Genomic DNA, 21,907 nt, shown 5'->3' on the forward strand with positions numbered 1-21,907 from the left:
ATTCCAAAGCATATCCTTATTACTAATCTACCATTCTCTGCCCTTATCACCAGACATATTATTTTTAGTTCCACTAGGATATAATACTGAGTAATGGTCCAATTTAGGATCATTTCCAGAGTCCTTAAAAACAAATAAAATCTTAAACTCGCTTCCAGATTTATAGCCTATAATTCTTTCCCCATTTGATGTAACATCATGATCTGGCTGACCAAAAGAGTCTTTAACATCTGAAAGTGAAATTTGTTTTAGCTGACTGTCAAATGATCTAACTTCAAAAACTTGATCACCTTTATTAGTACCAAAGACAACATTCTTACTTGAATAAGTAGCATAATTTCCTTTTGCTTCTCCTACCCAATCTGATTTATCTGCTTTTCCCCACTTTTTTTCTATATCCTGTAGAGTTGAAGTTTTTACTGGGAAATCGCAGTTAATAATCTTTCCCTCTTCAGATAATTTCTTAATATTATCAAGAACGGCTTTATGTTCATTGTTTTCAGTATTTGATGTCTCAACATTACTATTTTCTGAAGGAGCATCTGACTTTGAATTTTTGTCTTCACTGCTTTCACTAGTTTCACTGCTGTTTTTGCCATCATTTGCTGCATCACCTGAAGGCTTACTTGAATTCGAGCATCCTGCCATTATAGTTATAAACAAGGTCATAACAATTATTACTATTGATTTTTTATTAAAAAATAAACTCATCTCATTTCTTTAGGCATATCACTATACGAATCTATAAGTTCCTTAGCCTAAATACTCACTTCCTTTCCTTTTATATAAATACTTTAACTTAGATTTACTAAAATACCACAATTATATAATACCCATAATTGATATTATTACTCATTAAAAAATATGGTTACTATACTCTAATTTTATCACTTCTATCATTTAAATAGGAGCCTGTTAATAAATAAAATTACTAATAAACTTACTTCTATAATAAAATCTTGAGGATTTATGAGTTTCGTTAATATAACTTTTTCCTTTTAAGAATAATTTATAATCAATAGATGGTATTAAAATCAAGGCTTAGATTTTTGTTTGATACTAAAAATCTAAGCCTTGATTAAATAGAATTACATCATTAGTAATTTTCTTATGTATTTAATTTCTTTAATTCTTTTATACATTCTTCGCAGATAGCAACTTCTTTAAATTTAGTAACACTTTTTATATTGCCGCAAAAAATACATCCAGGAGCATATTTTTTTAATATTATTTTCTTTTCTTCTTCAAAAATTTCTAAAGAGTCCTTTTCATTAATTGAAAGTAATTTCCTTGTTTCCTTTGGAATTACGACTCTTCCGAGTTCATCGACTTTTCTTACCATTCCTGTTGCTCTCATTATCAACGTTCCCCCTTAATATATTATAATTCTACTATAATATATTTCGGAAATTATTTACAGTCTCATTTTTTCAAATTATGGCAAATTAATACCATTTTTTAGCTTTAGATTCTTATTATCAGCGTTATTGATAGATTTTAAATATTTTTACATTTTTCAAAAAATTCTATATTTTAAATAGAATAATATAATAAACTATCATGATAGTCATTCCAAGTGGAATCCCAAGCTTCATCCATTCCTTACTGTTAATTTTTAATTTACCGGCCGAAATTATATTAGGAATATTCCCGGGAATCATCATTCCTCCACTAATAAGTAATCCCATTAACACTGCTTTAACCTGTACCTCAGACATTTTCACACTTATTTCAGCAGCTGCTAGTGTTGCATTATCAAGGACGGCTGATGACATATTAAACCAGTATAAATAGCCAGTATGAAGATTTATTACATAAGTATCAATTAATGTTTTAAAACCTTCTCCAAGTAATTCCAAAGCTATAATAAATAAAATGATTTTAAGTGCTCTTATGAATATTTCCTTGTTAGTTTCTTCTATAATAATTTCTTCTGTATTATTTGATTCTATTTTTTCTTGAATACCGTAAAATGTACCAATAATTCCAAGAATAAATATAGCGGGTATTATATAAACTCCATACTTATCTAATAGATACCAAAAGCTCACATTAAGTTTTGAAACAATCATTGTAGACAATGGCTCTCCTATAGGTGTTAATACAGCTCCGATTCCAATTGAAAAACATGCAACCACATCAATATTGATTTTATTTTTTCTACTTATCGGCAATATGCTAACTATTTCTACTAAAAGCAGAGCTGCAATAATGGCAGTTATTATGCTTGATAAAAACCCAATAATAACTATTAACAAAAATACAAAAAATTTTAATGGTACATATTTAAGAATATATGTAAGTGCTCCTTCTATATGAGTTGATAGAGCTTTAAATATAAATCCACCAATTAGTACTGCAACAGCTATTGTATACATAAATTTATTTTGAATAATTCCTAAAAATAATTCTTTATTTATAGCTCCTGATGTGACACATGCTAATACTCCTACTATAAATAAAAATATTTCAAGATTATTTTCAACTTTCTTTGATACTATTGGTAATACAAATGTCACTACCAATAATAATATTAATACATAAAACAATTTCAACACTGCCCTTTCTTCATAAAATGAATTTGATTACTGCTTAATTCCTATTAGATTTTCACCATAATTAACAAAATTACAAATGATTTAAAGTTAATCTCTTGGCATTTTTAATTTAGCACTTTAGCTAGATATAGTAATAAAAAAAGTGGGAAACTCAAATACGAGTTTCCCACCCTGGAAACAAATTTCTTGGAATCAAGTGCAAACTTGTCCAACCGATAAAAAAATATTCTATTAAATCTTTCAAAATTATAGCATAGAATCTATAAAAATTCAAATGGAATATGTAATAAATACTAGCAATATATTTTTATAAATTGCATTTAGCAATGAGATAGTTTAATAAAAATCTACGGTAATTTTCTATGAATAAATATCCGAAAACTCTACATGTATAGTTTGTATTAGACGATTTCCAGAAAACTCTACCACTTCGCTTTCACCCTTCTCTTGAACTATGCTTTCACTAGGAAGAAATATTGAGAAAGAACTTCCTCTTCCGACCTTACTTTTAAGAGATATAGTTCCTCCAATTGCTTCAACAAATTTCTTAACTAAAGATAAACCTATCCCAGTTCCTTCTGCTTGCCTTGATAATGAACTATCAACCTGACCAAACCTTTCAAAAATTACATCAGCTTTTTCCTGAGGTATTCCTATACCTTTATCTTTAACTTCAATACAAATGCCATCTCTTCTTGATAGTATTTTTACACTAATTGATTTTCCTTCTGGAGTAAATTTAATGGCATTTGATAAGAGATTGAGCAGTATTCTTTCATACTTTTCATCATCTATCCCAACTATCTTTTGTTTAACGGATGATGAAAATATTATATCAATGCTCTTTTGACTAGCATACGTATATACCGAATCAACAATAGCCTTAGTCATAAATATTATATCTATGTTGCTTTTATTAACTTTTATTCTTCCTGCATTAGCTCTGGTAATATCCAATATATTATTTACTAGTCTTAGCTGCCTAAATGAATTTAATCTTATCATCCTTAAGTACTTTTTGAGCCTGTCCGATAATTCTTCACTGCAAAAATAATCTATCGCTTGAATAGCAGAATTTATAACATTAAGAGGTGTTCTAAACTCATGGGATATAAGTGATAAAAACTCATCTTTCATTTCTAATGCTTTTTCAAGAGTCTCATTTTTTTCTCGTTCAGCTTCCAAAAGCTTAATTTGAATTTTTTCTAAAGCTTTCTGATTTTCCATGAAATCTGTTATATCTCTACTATTAATAATTCCATAAGCAAAGTTCCCTTCTTTATCAAAAACAGGAGTTCCACTCACGGAAACATATTGTTCACACTCCCCTATTTTTATCTTCATAAAGTATTCTTTAACGTATTCTCCACGTATAATCTTACAATGTGTTCTATTTTCTGCCATAATCTCAGATCCATCTAAATCTAAAAACTTTTTGTTTGTATCATTTGGATGATTATAATCCCCAATATGACTCATTCTTTTTTGCGCCATCTTATTTTTCAAGAAAATTTCGCCATCTTTATTAAAAACATAAACTGAATCTTGCATATTATCAAGAATGGCCTGTAACTGCTCTTTTTGCTCCAATATTTTTCTTTCATTATTAAACCGCTCCGTAATATCATGAGCAGAAATCAATTTTGTAATTAAATTTTTCCTATCATCATATATTGGGCAAGCGCTTACACTATAATGAATAGTTTTATCTGGTCCTTTAGCTGTAATAATGAAGTTTTTAATACTCTCACTATTCTTTAACTTAATACCTGGTAGATCATTTACTTCAAGCAGATTTCCATCTTTATCATAGTATTTAGCATCTTTGCACGTATCACCAATGCTTTTATATCCATTAATATCGTATATAAATTTTTCTGATTCTTTATTTAATAAAGTTACACTGTTATCTGGATTAAACAAAAACATTCCATCTGATGCACTGCTAATAATTGCTTCAAGTTTTTTATTTTGTTGTTCTATAAGCATCTGTGCTTCAATATCATGTGTAATATCATGACAGCAAAGAACTGCAAATTTTATATTTCCATTGCTATCATAAATAGGTCTTCCATTTAAACTAATATGTTTTGTTGTAGTAGCATTTTTTAGAGTCATTATGTCATTTATAACTACTTCTCCCCTAAATACTTTTGAAATAGTCATTTTTTCTTTAGGAATTTCATCTCCATTTAAATCATAAAACTTAAAATGATTGGGATTACTTATCCTCCTAAGATTAGTACCCTTAAAATATTCTTCAGCAGATTTATTAGTTAAATAGCAATTTTTATTACTATCATAAATAACCAGCGCATCGTCTATACTTTGTATAATATCATCTAATTCAGCTTTTTGATGTTTAATTTCCTCTTCTAACTTCTTCCTTTCAGTTATATCACGATTAGTTTCAAGTACTACTAGCTGCCCATATTCATCAACAAAAATTTGATGACTTGTTTCAATGATAAGTTTTTTTCCATCTTTTTTAGTATGCTCTATTTCACCGCTCCATACACCATCTTCCAGTATACTCTCCTTAATAGTTTTTATGTCTACCGAACGAACAGTTTTTAATAAATCATGACTTATGCAGCCAACAGCCTCATCGCTGGTATAGCCATACATAAGCTCTGCACCTTTATTCCAATAAGTAATACTTCCATTTAATTTCCAAGCAAAAATAGCTTCTCTTGATAAGTTCAACATGTCTGCCTGTCGTTTTAACGTATAATTCTGCTGCTTAATTATTTCTGCCTGTTCCTCAATTTTTTTTCTATGTACCACCTGTTCAGTTGTTTCTGTAAGCATTGCAACGCAATATTTTATTTCACCATCTTCAAAAATAGGTATTAATGATATTCTCCAATAAGTAATTCCTCTACTAAAACCATCATATTGATATTCATCTATATTACATGCGCATTTAGTTCTAATCAAGTTATTCCAAAGCCTTTCATATGCACTTCCCTTAAAACCCGTCACAAACTCAGATATATGTTTTCCTATACAATTTTCTATTTTATTAAAAGGCGCATCCATAAAACTTACATACTTCTCATTAGTTTTAAGAAGCGTCATATCCGGAAGACTATATACTCCTACTCCATAATAATTATCTAAAATTAATTCATTTAAAAATGAATGTTTAATTTCAATATTAGAATTCATTTTTTCACTAAAGATATATATCTCTTTTTCTTTCTCACATATTACTTTTATATTAACAAATTTAACTCCTAAAGATTTCGTGAACAAAAAATAGTTGATCTTCTCATCAATATCGCTAGTATTAACGTTTGGACCAACCCTTAATTTTTCAAATACATTAATTATGCTACTATTCAATAATTCCTCATATCTATACTCTGTTAATTCTATAAACTGTGCACTAACATCAACAATTAAACCATTTTCTATAACTAAAAAAATTGGACTTTTCTTATATTCACTAAGCTTTTCTTCTTTCATTTATGACACCCCCATTGCTAATAACAATTATCATTAGTTATAATATTCGCATAGGGATATTTTAGCATAATATGACATATTTTTCTACAAAACTACGTAAAAAGTAGAATTATTACTCTTATTTACGTTTACCGTCTTTATCAAATACTTTTCTTAAATGAACCTCTGTATAAAATATTGATATTAAAACAATTATTAAAGATCCCATAACACATATTATATTTGATTTGCCTGGATTATTCCCATATAAAAAAGTTATCGTGATGGAAAAAATTATTGATATAACTGCGCCTAATATCATCATTGTTCCACTATAGCTATTTGCTTCTTTCCATACATCATTGTTTTTCTTTGAAAAAGAAGTTCTATATCCATAAAAATTATTTACCTCCTTAGGAGGCCATAATTTCAATATAATTCCAACAACGAGAAATACTATGCTTGGTCCTAAGTTACCTAATATCTCCATAAAACTTCCCTCCATTCAATCTATATATCTATATATTTAAATTCATTTTTACGCCACAAAATAAATTTTTCAAAATCTTTATAAGAAATTCCTATGGTCGCTGTATTTACATTAGGATGAAAATTAACAATATCCTGATTAGCTAAATCTTTATCTATTAATACTATAACTTCTCTATTAGAATCATTTATCAATCCAAAAGGAGTAACTGATCCTGGTGTTAGCTTTAAATATTTATATAAACGTTCTTCTGATGCAAATGATAACCGAGTACTTCCAATTTGCTTATCTAAAGCCTTTAAATCAACTCTCTTATTTTCATCTAAAACAACTAAGTAATGGGTGTCTCCTTTTCTGTTCCTAATAAAAAGATTTTTGCAATGGCCTCCTGGAATATCGATATCTAAATTTTGGGCTTCTTCAACTGTATATATTGGATTATGCTCATATTTAGTATACTTAATACCTAATAAATCTAATATTTCATATACTTTCTGCTCATTTGTAGTACTCATTTTTTCTCCTTTTCTATAAGAATATATACGCCTTCTCATATAATTTAATCTTTAAAATATATTGTTTATTATGTTATGTAATTTTACCTAAATACAATATTACTATGTTGGAACTTATTTCACATATCTCAGTATTAATTAAAAATGTAACCTATTTAAATCATAAATATAAATTTATCACTATGGCATATTTTTAAACCTTTAGAATTATTTCCGCACTTATTTTAAACTAATCTTCTATTTTCTATTACATGCATTATCTTTAGCAAGGTAAGATAATTAAAAGCATATCTCTCCTTACTAAAGATTATCCCCTAATTTAAAGAATTAATATGCAAATTTTATTGTATTTAACATACTTTCAAAAGATGTCATATTTTCATCTGATATTTTTCCACGTTGCATAAGTGTAAATAAATATGCTTTGTTACTATTACAAATCATTACTTGTTCTACTTGCACATCCATTCCATTAATATTATGAAAATAGTTTAGAGTTAACGCATTATTATTATTAAATTTACGCTCTTTAATTTGTAAATTGTTTATATCTGAGCGATTTTTTATATAAGTTTCTGCTGAATTAAAATAAACCTCTTCTGAATATCCCTCCATGCCATCTATAACCAAATTCACATTAGTTCCTTGATTGTCTAGATAGTAAATATCATCTCCTTTTAAAGTCGTTTTAGTCCAATTTGAAGGATATGAAACTGAAATCTTATCAGATTTAGTTTCTAAGCCTGTCCAATCTCCATTATTGCTTAAAATATATCCATCAATAACTGTGTTTTTAGCCATATAACCGCTAGCATAAAAATAATACCATTTTCCTTCTATCTTTTTCCATCCTGTAGAATACGAATCACCTTCTGTATACCACCATCCAGTGCTATTACTTTTCCATTCTGCACTTGCACCTATTGGAGTTAGCGCTAATACCGAAACCGCTATTAGTGATCCTGCTATTAATTTTTTTAATTTTACCATTATTATTCCCCCTAATTTCTTATAATATATAAGCTCCACTTAATAAACTTTCTAATCATTAAAATTATTCCACTTTATACTTCTGCTTTAAAGGTCTAACTTTGATTAATAAATTTTTAGAACTCATATATAATTTTATCTTACTTTCGCCCTTTGTCAAATATTCCAAGTTATAGAATCAAATAGTATTTATTAGTTATTGAGTTTGGTAAAAGGTTAAAATCTATGAATATATAATTTCCAAATCTCATTTAATATAAACAAAAAAAAGACCAGACTTAATGCTTACATAATATCTATAAACATTAAGTCTGGTCTGAAAATAATTAGTAATAAATGATTCTTATTAAAGCCATATTTATTAAATAATTTGTATTACTAATTGTAACTATATTCTATTATAAGATTTATTGTGCTTTCGAATCTTTTGTTAACATATCTCTGCCTTTATTAACTTCTCCAGCTATAGTTTGCCTTAAAAATTCTAAATTTTCTTTAGATAATCCTGGAATTCGCTCCATAAGTACCTTATCAAATTCATCTGCCTTTGATGTTAAAAGCCCAGTTGCGTTTTCTGTAATTCTAAATTTCTCTTCTACTATATTCCATACTTCTCTAGCAGTATTTATTTCTTCCTGATGCTCATTTATCTTTATTTTTTGGCTTATTTCATTTTTCTTCTGAATAAAGAAATCTATTATTGAATTTCCAACCTGCTTAATTATCACTGCTAAAATTGCCACTACTGAAGTATCCACTATAGGTAAAATTTGATTAATTAATATTTCTTTCATTATTATCCCCATCCTTTACCTTAAGATCTTGGTTTCAATTGCAAAAAAGAAGAAGCTTATTAGAGCTCCTCCTATTGCAGTTATAAACCACTTCATCATATTTGTTAGTGATCTAATATTTTCACATAAATTCTTCAATTCTGTCTTAAGTTCCCTTGAATCTTGCTCAAGCTTATCTAATCTCTCTCCATGATTATTGAGTCTTCTTTCATACGTTTCAATTTTATCTTTAATCAATTCTTCATTCATGTATTACTTCCTTTCTATTAAAAATAAGTATTAGCTTTCTATACCATTCAATATTAAAACTGGATAATGTCATCGATATATTACAGGAAACAAAAAAGATTATTTAGCTTAATAATAATCTTTTACTTGGATTTTTATTTAATTTAGTGTATTGTTTTTTTCTATGAAGTAGTAGTAACTTGCTCCATAGTCATAATTGTATTAGCTTGTTCTTGCGTTATATATGCTTTATCAACACAATTAGATATGTTAATTTCTGCATATTTTCTCATAATCCACATATTCTTTATAAACTCATACATATCATTGCACCTCCATTAATGCACTTAATGCACTTTCTAACGCTGTTATTCTATCTTCCGTTGTTGGAATCAATTGTTGGTGTGTTGCTGCTATAATAGGCTTTCCATTCGGAAAGACCTCTTCAAATTCTGCAAACAAAGCTAATTCACTCTCTATTGCTCCTTCTCTAGGAATACATGTAATAGAACCATCATCATTGGTTATTATTAATACATTGTCTTTTAAATCTGTTTTATCAAAATCTAACATTATTTATACCTCCTATATTCTTCCTCTGCAATCCGCAGTAATATTTAATTTAGACATGTAAACACCATATGATTTTATATTTGCTATTGTGGTGGCATCATTAGTAAACCATCTTAAATATACATAGTTAGGCTTAACAATAATATAAGTATTGATAAATTTATTGGTTATATCAATTTCTGAACCTGACGGAGTATTAACTATTCGCAAAGAATCCAATGAGATTACTGGGATACACTTTTTTGGACTAATCGGAATAATAATACTAACAAAAAGATAACCATTATTTTGTGTAGTGAACCAAGGCAATGCTGTGTCATAAGGTACTCCTGTTTTCTCATACACACTTAAATCAACAATTTGATCCAATATACTATCATGTGCTTGTTTACTATTTAATGATTCATGTATATTAGATATAGCACTATTTATATCTTGAGAATAACTACAACTTATTGTTCCGATTTGTGGTGCTATTGTAGCTAATATTTTATAGTCTACTGTATAAACTGCATTAGTATCAAAGTTAACTTGAGGTGTAACTAATGCCAATTTACCATAAGTAGTAGACGATATAGAATCAGACCAGTTATTCCTATCATATATCCAATTTTTATAGATTGAATATATAGTTTGATCTTTATTTTTGAATATACTTGGTGCTGAATACGTTGTTGCTCTTATGTCATAGTCATTAATCCATACATTACCAAGTACTACTGGATTAGCAACTTCACCTAATACCATACCACTATCTAAATATAAATAGTTGTCTCCTACATCAAACAAAGGAATATCTCCATGAATATGGCAATTATCATCTGTAATAGGTTCTGGATTTTGTAGTTTGTAATGTAGTTGATACCCATCGTAATTAGAAGCAACATTGTTTTTACAATAAGACCTTAATCTGTTATCTGTAGCACTATCACATCTCATTACAACTGCTCCAACTGATTGTGTTCCTCCATATGTGCCTGATAAAGTCAATGTATTACCATTAATTGCGGAAATAGTAATTCTTCCACCAGTTACAGGGAATAGTAATACTTCACCAACTGCAAATTTACTAGCATCTGCGACAACTAAAGTCGGAGACCCTATTGAATAAGCTGTAGCTACCGTTGTCTGTGATACAATGGAAGGATAACTACCATCAATTATAGAAACCCACATAACAGTACCTAATGATGAATCAATATAAGTTGCTTTCCAACCATTCATAAAAGCTTTAACTTCATCATTATTAGGGTTAATACTTTCTGCCCATCCTGTGTCAGTGTCTTTAGGGTTATAGTAAAAGTAATCACCTGAATCATATGCATCTAAGACAAAGTTTGTCTTAGCGTTCAATATTGTTCCATCGTGTTTTACAAATACATCTGAGGAATTTCTAATCTGGAGTCCTAATAGTGAGCTTCTAGGTATTATTATACATTTTCCACCTGTACCATCATTAAAATACTGCCAATCATAATCTTTACCATATAAGGTCTTATGCTTCCACCATATTTGCCCTGTAACTTCTCCATTTTTATAAGTAATAGAATCATCAGAGGTTAATTTAGTTTCTAATACTGTTCTTTCTAATCTACATGATTTATAACTTGATGGAGCAGTAGTTCCTTCAACTAACATTATAGAATCAAAATCATAAGTGCCTGCTGTTCCATTACAACTCAAACTCACCCTTATTGAGGAAAGGCTTCCAGTATTAAAATAACCAATGCCACCAACACTACCCGATGTAGCTAAAGAACTATAATTATCAGTTGGATTAATAAATATACCTCCACCAGTTTTATTAAATTTAATATAATAATTTGTATTCGGCTTTACTGAAATATTAGCTGAATTAACTCCACTCCACGCACTTGTTCCTGTCATTCTTAATTTTCCGTTAATATAAGTAATAGTGGCAGTAGAATCTATAGGTGTCCACCAATCAGTTCCTTCTTCTCCATTACCATTTCTAACCAAATTTTCATGTCTTACTTCAACATATGGATTTCGCAAACATGTATAACTATCTGCATATGGACTAGGTGTAAATGTAGAATCATTGTATTGAGACTGTGTTATTTCTTCTAACATTATTCCGTCTGCATTAAAAGTATCCCCTATTACACTATTTAACATAACTATATCTATTCCTAGTGATGTGTATCCTGTTAGATCTGTAGGACTTAGTTTTACAAAAGCCTTAGTGAATGTATTACTTGTTACAGTATTGCTATATTTAACCGAAGATAGAACAGATCGTATATAAACAGGATTGCTAGTTGATGTGGTTTTTAAATATGCTGATAGGCAATAATATTTTGTATTATCTATAAGTATATTTAAATTTTTACGAATATAAGTATTAGTTGTGGTAGTAGTAGTAAGCTTAATAGAATTATTGCCAAATATTTTATTAGTAGAATCTAATACTAAAGTACCATTATTACCAGTCCACTTACTTATATCTTCACAATTACCATCCTTACCTAATAAATTTACTACACTTTTACCTTGTATTGTGAAACTAGGTACTGAGGATGTTTTACCATTATTTTTTATTACATTGTTCATTCCATAATCTATTGACGGTGTTAATATGACATCATTAGAGATATTCTTTACTAAATCTGACAATGTTGCATTAACATTTGAATCCCCAAATTTAACAATTGATGCATCAGTATGTGGGTAATATATATTTCCTGTACTATCTTGTATTTCTATATTTTTTGTTGCCATTTGTTTTCCCCCTTAAATAGTCTTTAGAAATAATTTAACTTGTGTTCCACTTGCATAATCAGTACCAACTTTAATACTCGCTCCGTCTGCTCCTGCTGGTCCTTGTGATCCAGTTGCACCAGTTGCGCCTGTGGCTCCTTTTAAACATATTGAATATACCCATTTTGCTGTACTTGCGTCTCCTGAAACTGTACATACATATACATTTCCTGTGCTTGTATTAAAATATTGATCATTTACTAATGCTGAAGTTATACCACTTCCAGTAAAAACTGTTGCTGAGGTGCTAGTTCCTGTTATTGTAGTTCCACTATACCATTGAGATCCTCTAATTCCAGCTGCTCCTTGTGGGCCTTGTATACCTTGAATTCCTTGTGGCCCCTGCATACCTGTTGCACCGCTAAGATCTGTTATATATGTGTATGCTGTTGAGCCCTTAACATATAATTTTGCATTATCAGCATCATTAACATTTCCAGTGTCTATTAACACAAAGCTCCCTATTTTTAATCCATCTGTAGCAAATCCTGTATTCATAGCTGAAACTGAACTATACACTTTTGCGATTGTAAAAGGATCTCCAGCTGGTCCTTGCACACCTTGTATACCTTGGACCCCTTGAGGGCCTTTCAATAATCCTCCATCTAACTTTTGTTGAAACGTTTGTCCGTCAGCAAATGTAACTGCATCTGCGCTTGTTAATACATTTACTTCCTTTAATACTGCACCTGTACTTTCATCTAATAATTGAACTCTTACTTTATCTAAATTTGCCATTATATAATCATCCTTTCTTATTGACTGTTTTAATTATCATTTGCATAAATATTTAATTTTTAATATATCTTGTAATTAAGTTTCTACATTATAGACTTAATTGAGCGCGCTTAGCTTACTAGATATTCAAACGTAAATTTACAATCTCAACATATATATTATTTTTAGCTTCCTATTGAACTATTTTAATACCCATATTGGGACTTACCTTCACATTGTCTGCAAAGCCATTGGTTATTTTATCTGTTATTTTAAAATACAAAGTATCACTTGTTCTATCAGCTATAGCTGGCAGCGTCTCACTAATATACAATTGCATTTTCCCTGATAACTTAGTACTGACTTCTTGAAATTTTGACTGTAATATTTGTATATCTCCTTTAGTTGCAACTACTACATTTGGATCTATCTTAAGATCTATGCTGCTTGCATTGCTGACTTCTAGTACGATTTTTATGACTAAATCTTTTGTGCTTCCTTCTAAAATTGTTGGTTTATAGGTTTCTGATAATTTGGTGATTGCAATCATATCTCCAGCATCATCAAAAATACCAGCTTCTCTGATGAAAAATCCTCCATCGGCTGCTGGTATTACTGTTTCTACAACTATCCAGTTTTCATTTGATTCATCAACTGAAATTGCACTTATATTTCCTGACCAAACTTCTTTTACAATTGATGTTTGCTCCTCTGAAGGCTCATAATATGAGCCGTTTCCATCTCCAACTTTTAGGGTTTCAAAATTCACTTTACTGCCCGAAACTGCTGAAGCTGATAATTTTTTTCTCCCTAATTTTGTTAACATCGTATAAAATTTTTCTGCCAAATTAACTCATCTCCTTACTGGGATATATTGTTATGTTTTCTGAACCTGTACATTGGCTGATACTACTTTCCATTTTTCCGCTGGATTCAATATTTTTAGCAATCCACGGATAGACTGTCATAGTCTCTCCCATAATTGATCCTAAGCCATAGTACATTTGTGATTGATTTACGGATATTAGTTTATATTTAACGCCTAAATGTGCTGGCTTAGCTATTTCTATTGAGTCGTACAAGCTATCTAAAGCATAAGGAAAGCCTGTATCACTTATTAAATTTACTTGGAAATAGTATTCTGGATTATTCTGAATTATTTCAGCTTCTGAAACAAAGCTTTTACAAATCTGCTTTATTACTTCAACTGTTGTTGTGCCTTTAGAGTTAAGCTTTGCTAATACCCTTGCTCTTCTTTCTTCAATTGATTTAGCATTATTTGTAGTTATACCAACTCTTTTTTCCCATAGTTTCAAGCCCCATTCAGTTGCAGTTTGGGGCAAAATTTGCAGGAATAAATCTGAAATATCCAAGCCTAATTTATCAAATCTACTTCCGTAAGCATTAAATATTTCCTGGAAAATATAACTATTTTTTATTTCATCAATAACATAGCTCTTTAAATCATCTACTGATTGGTTTCCACTGTTTTCACTTGAAGTACTTGCACTCTTAATATTTTTAAATGCTTCTAAATCAGCTATATTATTCATAAGTTATCCCTCCCAAAGATGCCTTATCTTCATCAGCTGTAATTATATTTTTAGTATCATTGTTTATTTTCACTGAAGATATATCATTAACTCCAGCTGTCATTACTACCTTTGCCTCAACAGTATTTATTTTTACAACTCCGCCTACTGGAATTGTTTTTAAATAATTATCAAGAGACTCTTTTATATTGTCTTTAACATCCTTTATATCAAATCCATCTAATGCAGTAAGACCAAGTATATTAACATCAATTTTTAATGGATTTACTGATACTACAGTTACTGTGGCTCCTATTGGTGCCTTGCCACTTCCTTGACCATCTGCTGGATCTATATATTGTTTAACTTTTTGTACTATAGTATCATCTAGCTGAATTCCATTATTTCCTGCAACTATTACCTTTACAGTGCCATTTCCGTTCATTCCATTGCTTTTATCCCAAAGAGGCTTTACTTTCACATATTCAACACCAGATATCTGAAGTGCCCATTTTTCATAATCATATATATTCCCACTGCTGCTTTCTTCTCTTTCTTTAGATATTATTCTTTCTAATAAATTTTCACTAGTTTCAGTATCAGTTCCACTAGTAGTTGCACTTTCATTTTTCACACTAGTTATCCCATTTATTTTAATTGGTATTTCAACAATAGCATTAGCTGGAACATTATATTTAGAACCTATTTCTATTGCTTTAATTCCAAGTATGCATTTTCCATCTTTAATTTTTCCTTGAGATGTCACCTTATATTTTAAGCCTTCAACAGTTTGAACTACGCTATTTTCATATATTATAGAATTTTCTAACCCTAAAAAAGTCACTTGCCCCACTGAATATAAACCTTGCTTCCGCTCTAAGCCATGTCTTGCTGCATCTTTATTTATAAATTTATCATATTCCTCTTGAGGAACCTCTTGAGCTTCCTCACCAAATACTAATTTCAAAATTGTATCTAGTGCCTTATAATAATCCGCTATGGTTTTAGCAGATGGAGCAATAGCATCATATACAAAATATCCTTCACTTTTTGATATTCCAGAATCAATACTATCTAGCATTTGTGATCTTAAATTTTCTTCAGTATTATTTTCATACATCAATTGTCACCTCCCCACAATCAGTTATTGCTGTAAAAGTTATGGTTAAAATATCATTGTTTTTATCCACCTCAAAGTTTTTTACGCCTAATATGTGTTTATTTTCCTTTAAACATTCTAAAGTTAACCTTTTAGCCTCACTTTCGATTAAACTTTTACTGAACCCTTTACCAATTATTTTTTCAAATTCATTGCCATATGCATCGCTGTAAATCGGATACTTTCCTTTGCTGGTTTTAAGATCTTTCCATATCCATATTTTTAATGCTTCTATTCCTTCTACAATTTGAAATTTTCCATCCTTAAGTTTGAAATCATTTTTTTCAAAATCCCAAGCATATTCTTTAGGAATATCTGTGACCTTCTCTTCTTGTGAAAATGCCGCAAGTTTATTTGCCATGTTTAAATTTGTTTCAGGTAATATACTAGCCACTACATTTCACCACCTTACAAAGTATTATCCATGTTTGATTATCCTTAGTAGGCAATACTGCTAGCTCATCACCAATTTTAATTGTATCTAGAAAACTTACTGCAGTCCCATCAGTATTTGTTACTGACGCTTGTCTTGAATATCCCGATAATAAATAATCAGCTATATAAAGATCATCCTTATATAGCTGCAAATCATTTGTTTGAATTATTATTTCAGGAGGTGGAGAATTAACCTTAGCAATGCATATGGAAAGAGGATTACTTTCTGCACCTTTTCTTTTCATTAAATTTAACATTTTTACATATGGATCCATTAGCTATCAACCTCCTGTAAATCCATTTTGTTGCTTAAGCTTACTGTAAGCTTCATTGTATATTTTCCTGTTCCACATTCCCAGGTATGAGTATCAGCATTAACATAAAGAGTTGCATCTTTCAAAATATCTAAATACCATATTTTCGCCTTAACAGCATATCCTGTTAAACAGCTATAATTGCCAATGGCTTCAATTTCTATTTCTTCACTGAAGCCATATAACTTATTTTGTGCTACTTCATATGTGTTGTTCTCATCTTCCACTGTGTACGATGTCTGAAAAACACCATATCTTTTTACAAGCTCTGAATTTTCCACTTGATCTACGTAGTTATTGTTAACATCGAAAATTTTTACTCTGTTTATCATATTTTCTAGGGAATCTTTGTAACTCATATCTATTATGTTGTTATTGTACAAATCCACATTAGCAGATTGAAGCAAATAATCTGATATTATTTGCCCCTTCTCAATTACATTGAACGTATCAGCTTTCATAATAGGAACATATTGTTTTCCATTTTGCTTGCTAACTTCACTATAGCACTGCATTATTATGCTATAATAACTCTTATCTATACATAGTCTACCTATCGGCATTCCAGTTACCACTACATCACCAACTTTGATGTTTAATTCCTCACAAGCTTTATATACAACATTTTCTGGAGACATATTCTTAATATTCATACTTGTTGATGAACTCATAATGAACCTCATATAATCATAACAAGTAAAAGTTTCTTCTTGATTTGAACTTCCTAAAGTCCTATCTACAACTTCACCTCTAAAAATTTCTCCATAAGTTTCATCTACAATCTTTATTAATGTTCCTGGACATATTTGAACTCTAGGCTGATTTATATCTGATAAGGAATATAACATACTAAATGAACATTTTCTTGCAGGCTGATCTATTGATGCTGATAATTCAATACTTTTGCAAACTGGAGTTATATCTGTTAAAAGCCAGCCTTCATATAAGCTGTATATTTTAATCATATATTACCACCCAATATATTATTTACATCAGTTAAACTAAAACTTGCCCCCCACTGACCTACAATTTTTTCATTTAACTTCAATGCCTTATACTGCTTTAATGCTAATGTAAAGTTTATATCTCCAGTTCCATCATTTTCTCCATACTCAAAAGTTTCTATAGAGAATAGATCATTGATATCTGTGTTTGTAAGTATGACTCTTATTGGCTTTTTACTTTTTCTCCAAGCTTCTATTTGTGCAACGCACTCAAATGGTTTAGGAATATCAGAATATGCACAAAATTTATATTTATGGGCAGGAAAAAAGCTCTCAAAAGATATTTCTGAAAGCTTTGAATCTCCTAATATATTTATTTCTCCAATTGATTCTACACTAACTACTGAATTGTTGTTAGCTAGTTTAAGTGAATAACTAGAAGGTGGTACAGGAAGTTGTAACCATGTATCGTCTTGATTAAACCAAAATTCTATCATTTAAAAATACCTCCTAACTCATTCCAAGAGCCGTTTGACTCAATTTATTGGCGAGAGCTGTTGCAATTTTATCTATATCGCTTTCTTCTCTAATTATTATGGAATCTGCAAGCTTTGCTATTGTTATTGCAAATCCATTTTGTGCGCTATCATCCTTAGTTAATCCAGAAGCTCCTTTAAATCCTTGGCTACTAGTCTTGTTTCCTGATGATAAGTTTTTATTTACACCAGTTTTTATTCCTACTGCAAGATCTTTAATTGGTTCAGTTACTAAATGAGTATTAACCTTAATGCCACGACCCATGCCTTTTAAAAAGTCTGGCATCCATGTTTCATAATCTGTAAGAGGTCCTTTATCTGGAACTGAGAAATGAAGAAATGCTCTTATCCTATCTGCAACACCTGAAATAGCATCTTCAATATAACCCACTGCTCCTTTTATACCATCTACAATTCCCATTATCATATCTTTCCCCCAACTAATTGCAGTTTTAGCCACATCTTTAAATACTGCACCTATTGAATTTAATATATTTCTTATAATATCTATGGCACCATTAAATACTGTTCCCACAGTACTTTTTATAGTATTCCATGCGCCTGACCAATCTCCATTTATAACTTGCATTACAGTTTTAATCACTCCTGTTATTACGTTAAGTACAGTCATGATTACTGTTTTAATTATGTTAAATGCTGAAGACACTACTGTTTTTATAGTCTGCCCATGAACATTCCAAAAGGCCATTATCATATTTAAAGCAGTGCTTATGACAGTTTTAATTGCTGTCATAACAGTTGTAATAGTTTGTTTTATACGTGGCCAGTTAGACATCACAAAGCTTATTAATTTACTAAAAATTTGAATAGCAAATGTTAATACTGGTTTCAATATTGAATTCCAAACTGATTGGATTCCTTTAAATACATTTTCAATTATACTCTTTATTTTAGGCATATTAGCTTGAATAAAGGTTACTATTGATTTAACTACTGCTATTATCTTACTAATTGTCTGTGTCACAATATTTCCAACCTTAGGTCCAAATAAATTAGTAAATAAAGCTCCTATTCCTTGAGCTGCACTTCCAGTTTTCTTGAAGGTGTCTATTGCAGCTTTTACAGCACCTGAAATTTTATTAAATACTCCCATAACTATATCTCTTATTCCACCAAAATTTGTAGCAAATGCAACTGAAAGTAATCCAACTACTCCAATTACTATTTGAAGAGGTAATGGCAATTTAGTAAAGATTCCAAATATAGATGAAAAGCTCTTTGAAACTACACCTTTAATTTTTTCAAAACTTCCTGCTAGTCCCTGTAATGGTGTTGATAGAGACGGAGTTAACGCACCAACTTTTCCCATTGATTGTTTAGCTATATTCAAGACATTAGAACCCTTAGCTCCAATTCCAGCTGATTTTACAGTCTTTGATGCTTTAGCACTATTTAATTTTGGAATTTTTTGAGCTACTTTTGAGGCCCGTTTTCCTATACCGTCAGTAGCCTTTTTAACCAAATCATTATCCTTAAAGGTTTTAAACAAATCGGATACAGTACTTTTTACATTTTTAATCTCATCTTTTGCATTTATAAAATTAGTTGCCAAGTCTTCAACAGTTTTTGATGCATTAGATATTGATTTAACTACCTCTTTAGCCTTCTGTCCAATATTTTCAATAGATCTTTCCCCAGTGTTATTTGTAAAGGCTTGTATTAAATCTGAAACAGACGTTCTTACATTTCCTACTGCATCTTTTGTATTATTAAAGCTGTTTTTTACTTTACCTACTGATTCTGATGCTTTAGTTATTGCTTGTACGCTTTCTGTTGCTTTTGAAGCCACTGGTGCTAGACCTTCTATTGCCTTTTTAGTTTTCTGAACTCCACCAACAGCCTTTCCTATTGCTTCTCCACCCTTATTCAAGACTCCTGATACTTTACCTCCATTGGATTTAGGAAATTTCTGAGATACTTTTGAAGCCTGTTTTCCTATAAAATTAATAGATTTTTTACCTAAATCAGTACCTGCAAAAGCCTTATACAAATTAGATGCAGTGTTTTTTACATTTTCAATCTCATCCTTTGTATTTTTAAAACTAGTTTTCATGTCTTTAGCTGCTTTTGATACATTAGATATTGATTGAACCACCCCTTTAGCTTTTTCTCCAATATTTTCAATAGATCTTTCCCCAGTATTATCTGTAAATGCTTGTATCAAATCAGAAACAGCTGATCTTGTATTTCCTACTGCATCTCTTGTATTTTTAAAGCTACTTTCGAGTTTATCCACTGATTCTGATGCTTTAGTTATTGCTTTCACACTTTCAGATGCTTTTGAAGCTACTGGTGATAGACTATCAATTGCCTTTTGAGCTTTTTGAGCTCCATCAATAACTTTTAATAATGCTGAATCTAGTTCAAACGGCATTAATCATCACCTCCTGAATACAAGGCTTCCATTTGTTTCATTTTATCTTCAACTTCTTGTTCAATAAAAGCACTGATGATAATCTTTTCTCCAAATCCCCTATTAATTGTTTCTGCTGGCCACTTACCATGAAGTTTCCAGCAGTAATATAGGAGATTAACAGTTTCATCAGTGCTTATGAGTTTTTTATATCTTCTTTTTTATTAGTAGATTCTACTCCTGAAATTTCAGTTACAGTATCTGCTAAAATATCAACTTCACCAGGTAAGAAAATCTTATTCATAAGTTCCTTTGGTGTTGGAGCTTTGAAATGTTTCATAAGCTCTTCTGATCTAAGCTCTGGCACCCCTGCAAGAACTGTTTCTATCTTTGCCTGTGCTGTTGCAAATCCTTGAATATTTCCTTTCTTATCTACTTGAAGCACTCTTTCCTGAATTTCATTGTATCTCTCCATGGAAATAGCATTACATGTAAATGTAATCTCCATATTTCCAAGTTTAGCAAGCTTAAGCTTTACCTCCTTAGAAGGCACCTCAATTTTGCCAGCATCTATTTTTAATAATTGTTCAACTAAATTCATAACTTTCATCTCCATTTCAAATTTAATAAAATTATAGATAAACAATGTGTAATCTAAGCTTATTCAATTAACGTTTTTCTTAGTTCTTCTAACTATAAGTCTAGTTATTAAATTGCATATCTATAATTCAGTAATTTTTTATTTCCTTGTCATTACTTTATTTTTACATACCTTAAGCAAATATCTACATTAGAAATCGAAAATATTTTTGTGTAGCAGGCATTTGAAAATAAGCTGATGAAGGTTCTTTGCGACAGGTTGTTGCACTTTAGCTTGTCCATTCGAATTATTGGAGCATGCTAAAATGAGTACAACCTGTCATTTAGAACCTTCCAGCGAAATTTTCATAGTCCTGCGTAACAAAAATATTTCCGATTTCGGCAGACTATTGCTTAACTATAGTTTTATTGTGGTTCTATTAAATCTAAGAAATCATAGCCTGAGAAAGTAAATGCAATTGTATCTTCAACATTCTTTTTAACTTCCCAATCTGCCAATGTTAATTCATCAAAAGTAACATCTTTAAGTACCACTCTTTCAGCCCCTACTGAATCTGGATCAGCTAATTTAGAAATTATAGTACATACAGTTTGCTTTCCTTGTTTTATGTTATCTTTCATTAAAATTGCCATTCTTGATGATATATGATGTAATTTCAATGTTCCCTTTCCTTCTATACCCGTTACTTTACTTCTCTTCCATAAATCCCTTGTAAAGTTAACATCTACCTTTGTTAAAGTGACTTTTGCTTGAAGAGCTGACACCTCTGAAACATATTCTCCATTAATCCAAACTTCTCCCCAAGTTCCATTTATAATATCCTTTGCTTGTGGCATAATAATTACCTCCTTGTATAATCTAGCTATAACATTTGATAGAAAACTAAATACATTTCTAACGAACATTACAACTTAAA

At 30.3% G+C, this 21,907-nt stretch carries 23 protein-coding genes and 1 other annotated feature; all 23 genes read right to left on the bottom strand.

Annotated elements, in window-relative coordinates; genetic code table 11:
- Positions 1 to 27: 27 nt before the first annotated feature.
- Positions 28 to 711 carry a YjgB family protein gene (locus L1S46_RS15670; protein WP_238900389.1) on the bottom strand — a complete coding sequence of 228 codons (684 nt, stop codon included), beginning with the start codon at positions 709 to 711 and terminating at the stop codon, positions 28 to 30.
- 397 nt (positions 712 to 1,108) lie between these two features.
- Positions 1,109 to 1,357 carry an AbrB/MazE/SpoVT family DNA-binding domain-containing protein gene (locus tag L1S46_RS15675; RefSeq protein ID WP_012059552.1) on the bottom strand — a complete coding sequence of 83 codons (249 nt, stop codon included), beginning with the start codon at positions 1,355 to 1,357 and terminating at the stop codon, positions 1,109 to 1,111.
- A 169-nt stretch (positions 1,358 to 1,526) separates the two neighbouring features.
- Complete coding sequence (locus L1S46_RS15680; RefSeq protein ID WP_077869140.1) at positions 1,527 to 2,558, bottom strand: DUF1646 family protein; 1,032 nt, start codon at positions 2,556 to 2,558, stop codon at positions 1,527 to 1,529.
- A gap of 160 nt (positions 2,559 to 2,718) precedes the next feature.
- Positions 2,719 to 2,772: a sequence feature (sodium ion sensor (DUF1646 type); this cis-regulatory element may regulate processes involved in with the transportation of sodium ions), on the bottom strand.
- 146 nt (positions 2,773 to 2,918) lie between these two features.
- Positions 2,919 to 6,029, bottom strand: coding sequence for a PAS domain S-box protein (locus tag L1S46_RS15685; protein ID WP_238900390.1), 3,111 nt, complete (start codon positions 6,027 to 6,029; stop codon positions 2,919 to 2,921).
- A 118-nt stretch (positions 6,030 to 6,147) separates the two neighbouring features.
- A complete protein-coding gene (locus L1S46_RS15690) occupies positions 6,148 to 6,498 on the bottom strand; it encodes an SdpI family protein (protein WP_238900391.1) in 351 nt (116 codons plus the stop codon).
- Between the two features lie 20 nt (positions 6,499 to 6,518).
- Positions 6,519 to 7,013 carry a prolyl-tRNA synthetase associated domain-containing protein gene (locus L1S46_RS15695; RefSeq protein WP_238900392.1) on the bottom strand — a complete coding sequence of 165 codons (495 nt, stop codon included), beginning with the start codon at positions 7,011 to 7,013 and terminating at the stop codon, positions 6,519 to 6,521.
- A 327-nt stretch (positions 7,014 to 7,340) separates the two neighbouring features.
- Entirely contained in the window at positions 7,341 to 8,003 is a 663-nt protein-coding gene (locus tag L1S46_RS15700) for a PsbP-related protein (protein ID WP_012059557.1), read from the bottom strand.
- Between the two features lie 407 nt (positions 8,004 to 8,410).
- Positions 8,411 to 8,797, bottom strand: coding sequence for a cobalt ABC transporter permease (locus L1S46_RS15705; RefSeq protein WP_171787961.1), 387 nt, complete (start codon positions 8,795 to 8,797; stop codon positions 8,411 to 8,413).
- A 15-nt stretch (positions 8,798 to 8,812) separates the two neighbouring features.
- Positions 8,813 to 9,046, bottom strand: a complete 234-nt coding sequence (locus L1S46_RS15710; RefSeq protein ID WP_171787960.1) for a hemolysin XhlA family protein — start codon at positions 9,044 to 9,046, stop codon at positions 8,813 to 8,815.
- 161 nt (positions 9,047 to 9,207) lie between these two features.
- Positions 9,208 to 9,348, bottom strand: coding sequence for a hypothetical protein (locus tag L1S46_RS15715; RefSeq protein ID WP_238900393.1), 141 nt, complete (start codon positions 9,346 to 9,348; stop codon positions 9,208 to 9,210).
- Between the two features lies 1 nt (position 9,349).
- A complete protein-coding gene (locus L1S46_RS15720) occupies positions 9,350 to 9,598 on the bottom strand; it encodes a hypothetical protein (RefSeq protein WP_238900394.1) in 249 nt (82 codons plus the stop codon).
- A 12-nt stretch (positions 9,599 to 9,610) separates the two neighbouring features.
- Positions 9,611 to 12,340: a phage tail protein gene (locus L1S46_RS15725; RefSeq protein ID WP_238900395.1), complete on the bottom strand. Its 2,730-nt coding sequence runs from the start codon at positions 12,338 to 12,340 to the stop codon at positions 9,611 to 9,613.
- A 12-nt stretch (positions 12,341 to 12,352) separates the two neighbouring features.
- A complete protein-coding gene (locus L1S46_RS15730) occupies positions 12,353 to 13,117 on the bottom strand; it encodes a hypothetical protein (protein WP_238900396.1) in 765 nt (254 codons plus the stop codon).
- Between the two features lie 172 nt (positions 13,118 to 13,289).
- Positions 13,290 to 13,943, bottom strand: a complete 654-nt coding sequence (locus L1S46_RS15735; RefSeq protein ID WP_238900397.1) for a phage tail protein — start codon at positions 13,941 to 13,943, stop codon at positions 13,290 to 13,292.
- 1 nt (position 13,944) lies between these two features.
- A complete protein-coding gene (locus L1S46_RS15740; protein WP_238900398.1) occupies positions 13,945 to 14,649 on the bottom strand; it encodes a putative phage tail protein in 705 nt (234 codons plus the stop codon).
- Positions 14,642 to 15,748, bottom strand: coding sequence for a baseplate J/gp47 family protein (locus tag L1S46_RS15745; protein WP_238900399.1), 1,107 nt, complete (start codon positions 15,746 to 15,748; stop codon positions 14,642 to 14,644). Before L1S46_RS15745 ends, L1S46_RS15740 begins: the two co-directional genes overlap by 8 nt.
- Positions 15,741 to 16,181, bottom strand: a complete 441-nt coding sequence (locus tag L1S46_RS15750) for a DUF2634 domain-containing protein (protein ID WP_238900400.1) — start codon at positions 16,179 to 16,181, stop codon at positions 15,741 to 15,743. The genes L1S46_RS15745 and L1S46_RS15750 overlap by 8 nt, the downstream gene beginning before the upstream one ends.
- Positions 16,174 to 16,497: a DUF2577 domain-containing protein gene (locus tag L1S46_RS15755; RefSeq protein WP_012059569.1), complete on the bottom strand. Its 324-nt coding sequence runs from the start codon at positions 16,495 to 16,497 to the stop codon at positions 16,174 to 16,176. Before L1S46_RS15755 ends, L1S46_RS15750 begins: the two co-directional genes overlap by 8 nt.
- The gene (locus L1S46_RS15760; RefSeq protein WP_238900401.1) at positions 16,497 to 17,501 is read right to left on the bottom strand and encodes a terminase; all 1,005 of its coding nucleotides are present in this window, start codon (positions 17,499 to 17,501) and stop codon (positions 16,497 to 16,499) included. Before L1S46_RS15760 ends, L1S46_RS15755 begins: the two co-directional genes overlap by 1 nt.
- Positions 17,498 to 17,977, bottom strand: coding sequence for a hypothetical protein (locus tag L1S46_RS15765; protein WP_012059571.1), 480 nt, complete (start codon positions 17,975 to 17,977; stop codon positions 17,498 to 17,500). Before L1S46_RS15765 ends, L1S46_RS15760 begins: the two co-directional genes overlap by 4 nt.
- Positions 17,978 to 17,990: 13 nt before the next feature.
- Entirely contained in the window at positions 17,991 to 20,411 is a 2,421-nt protein-coding gene (locus L1S46_RS15770; RefSeq protein WP_238900402.1) for a hypothetical protein, read from the bottom strand.
- A gap of 175 nt (positions 20,412 to 20,586) precedes the next feature.
- A complete protein-coding gene (locus L1S46_RS15775) occupies positions 20,587 to 20,991 on the bottom strand; it encodes an XkdN-like protein (RefSeq protein WP_065416066.1) in 405 nt (134 codons plus the stop codon).
- A 404-nt stretch (positions 20,992 to 21,395) separates the two neighbouring features.
- Positions 21,396 to 21,827 carry a phage tail tube protein gene (locus tag L1S46_RS15780; RefSeq protein ID WP_012059574.1) on the bottom strand — a complete coding sequence of 144 codons (432 nt, stop codon included), beginning with the start codon at positions 21,825 to 21,827 and terminating at the stop codon, positions 21,396 to 21,398.
- Positions 21,828 to 21,907 lie beyond the last annotated feature (80 nt).

It is taken from the genome of Clostridium sp. YIM B02500 (assembly GCF_022324665.1).
GTDB classification, from domain to species: Bacteria; Bacillota; Clostridia; order Clostridiales; family Clostridiaceae; genus Clostridium; species Clostridium beijerinckii.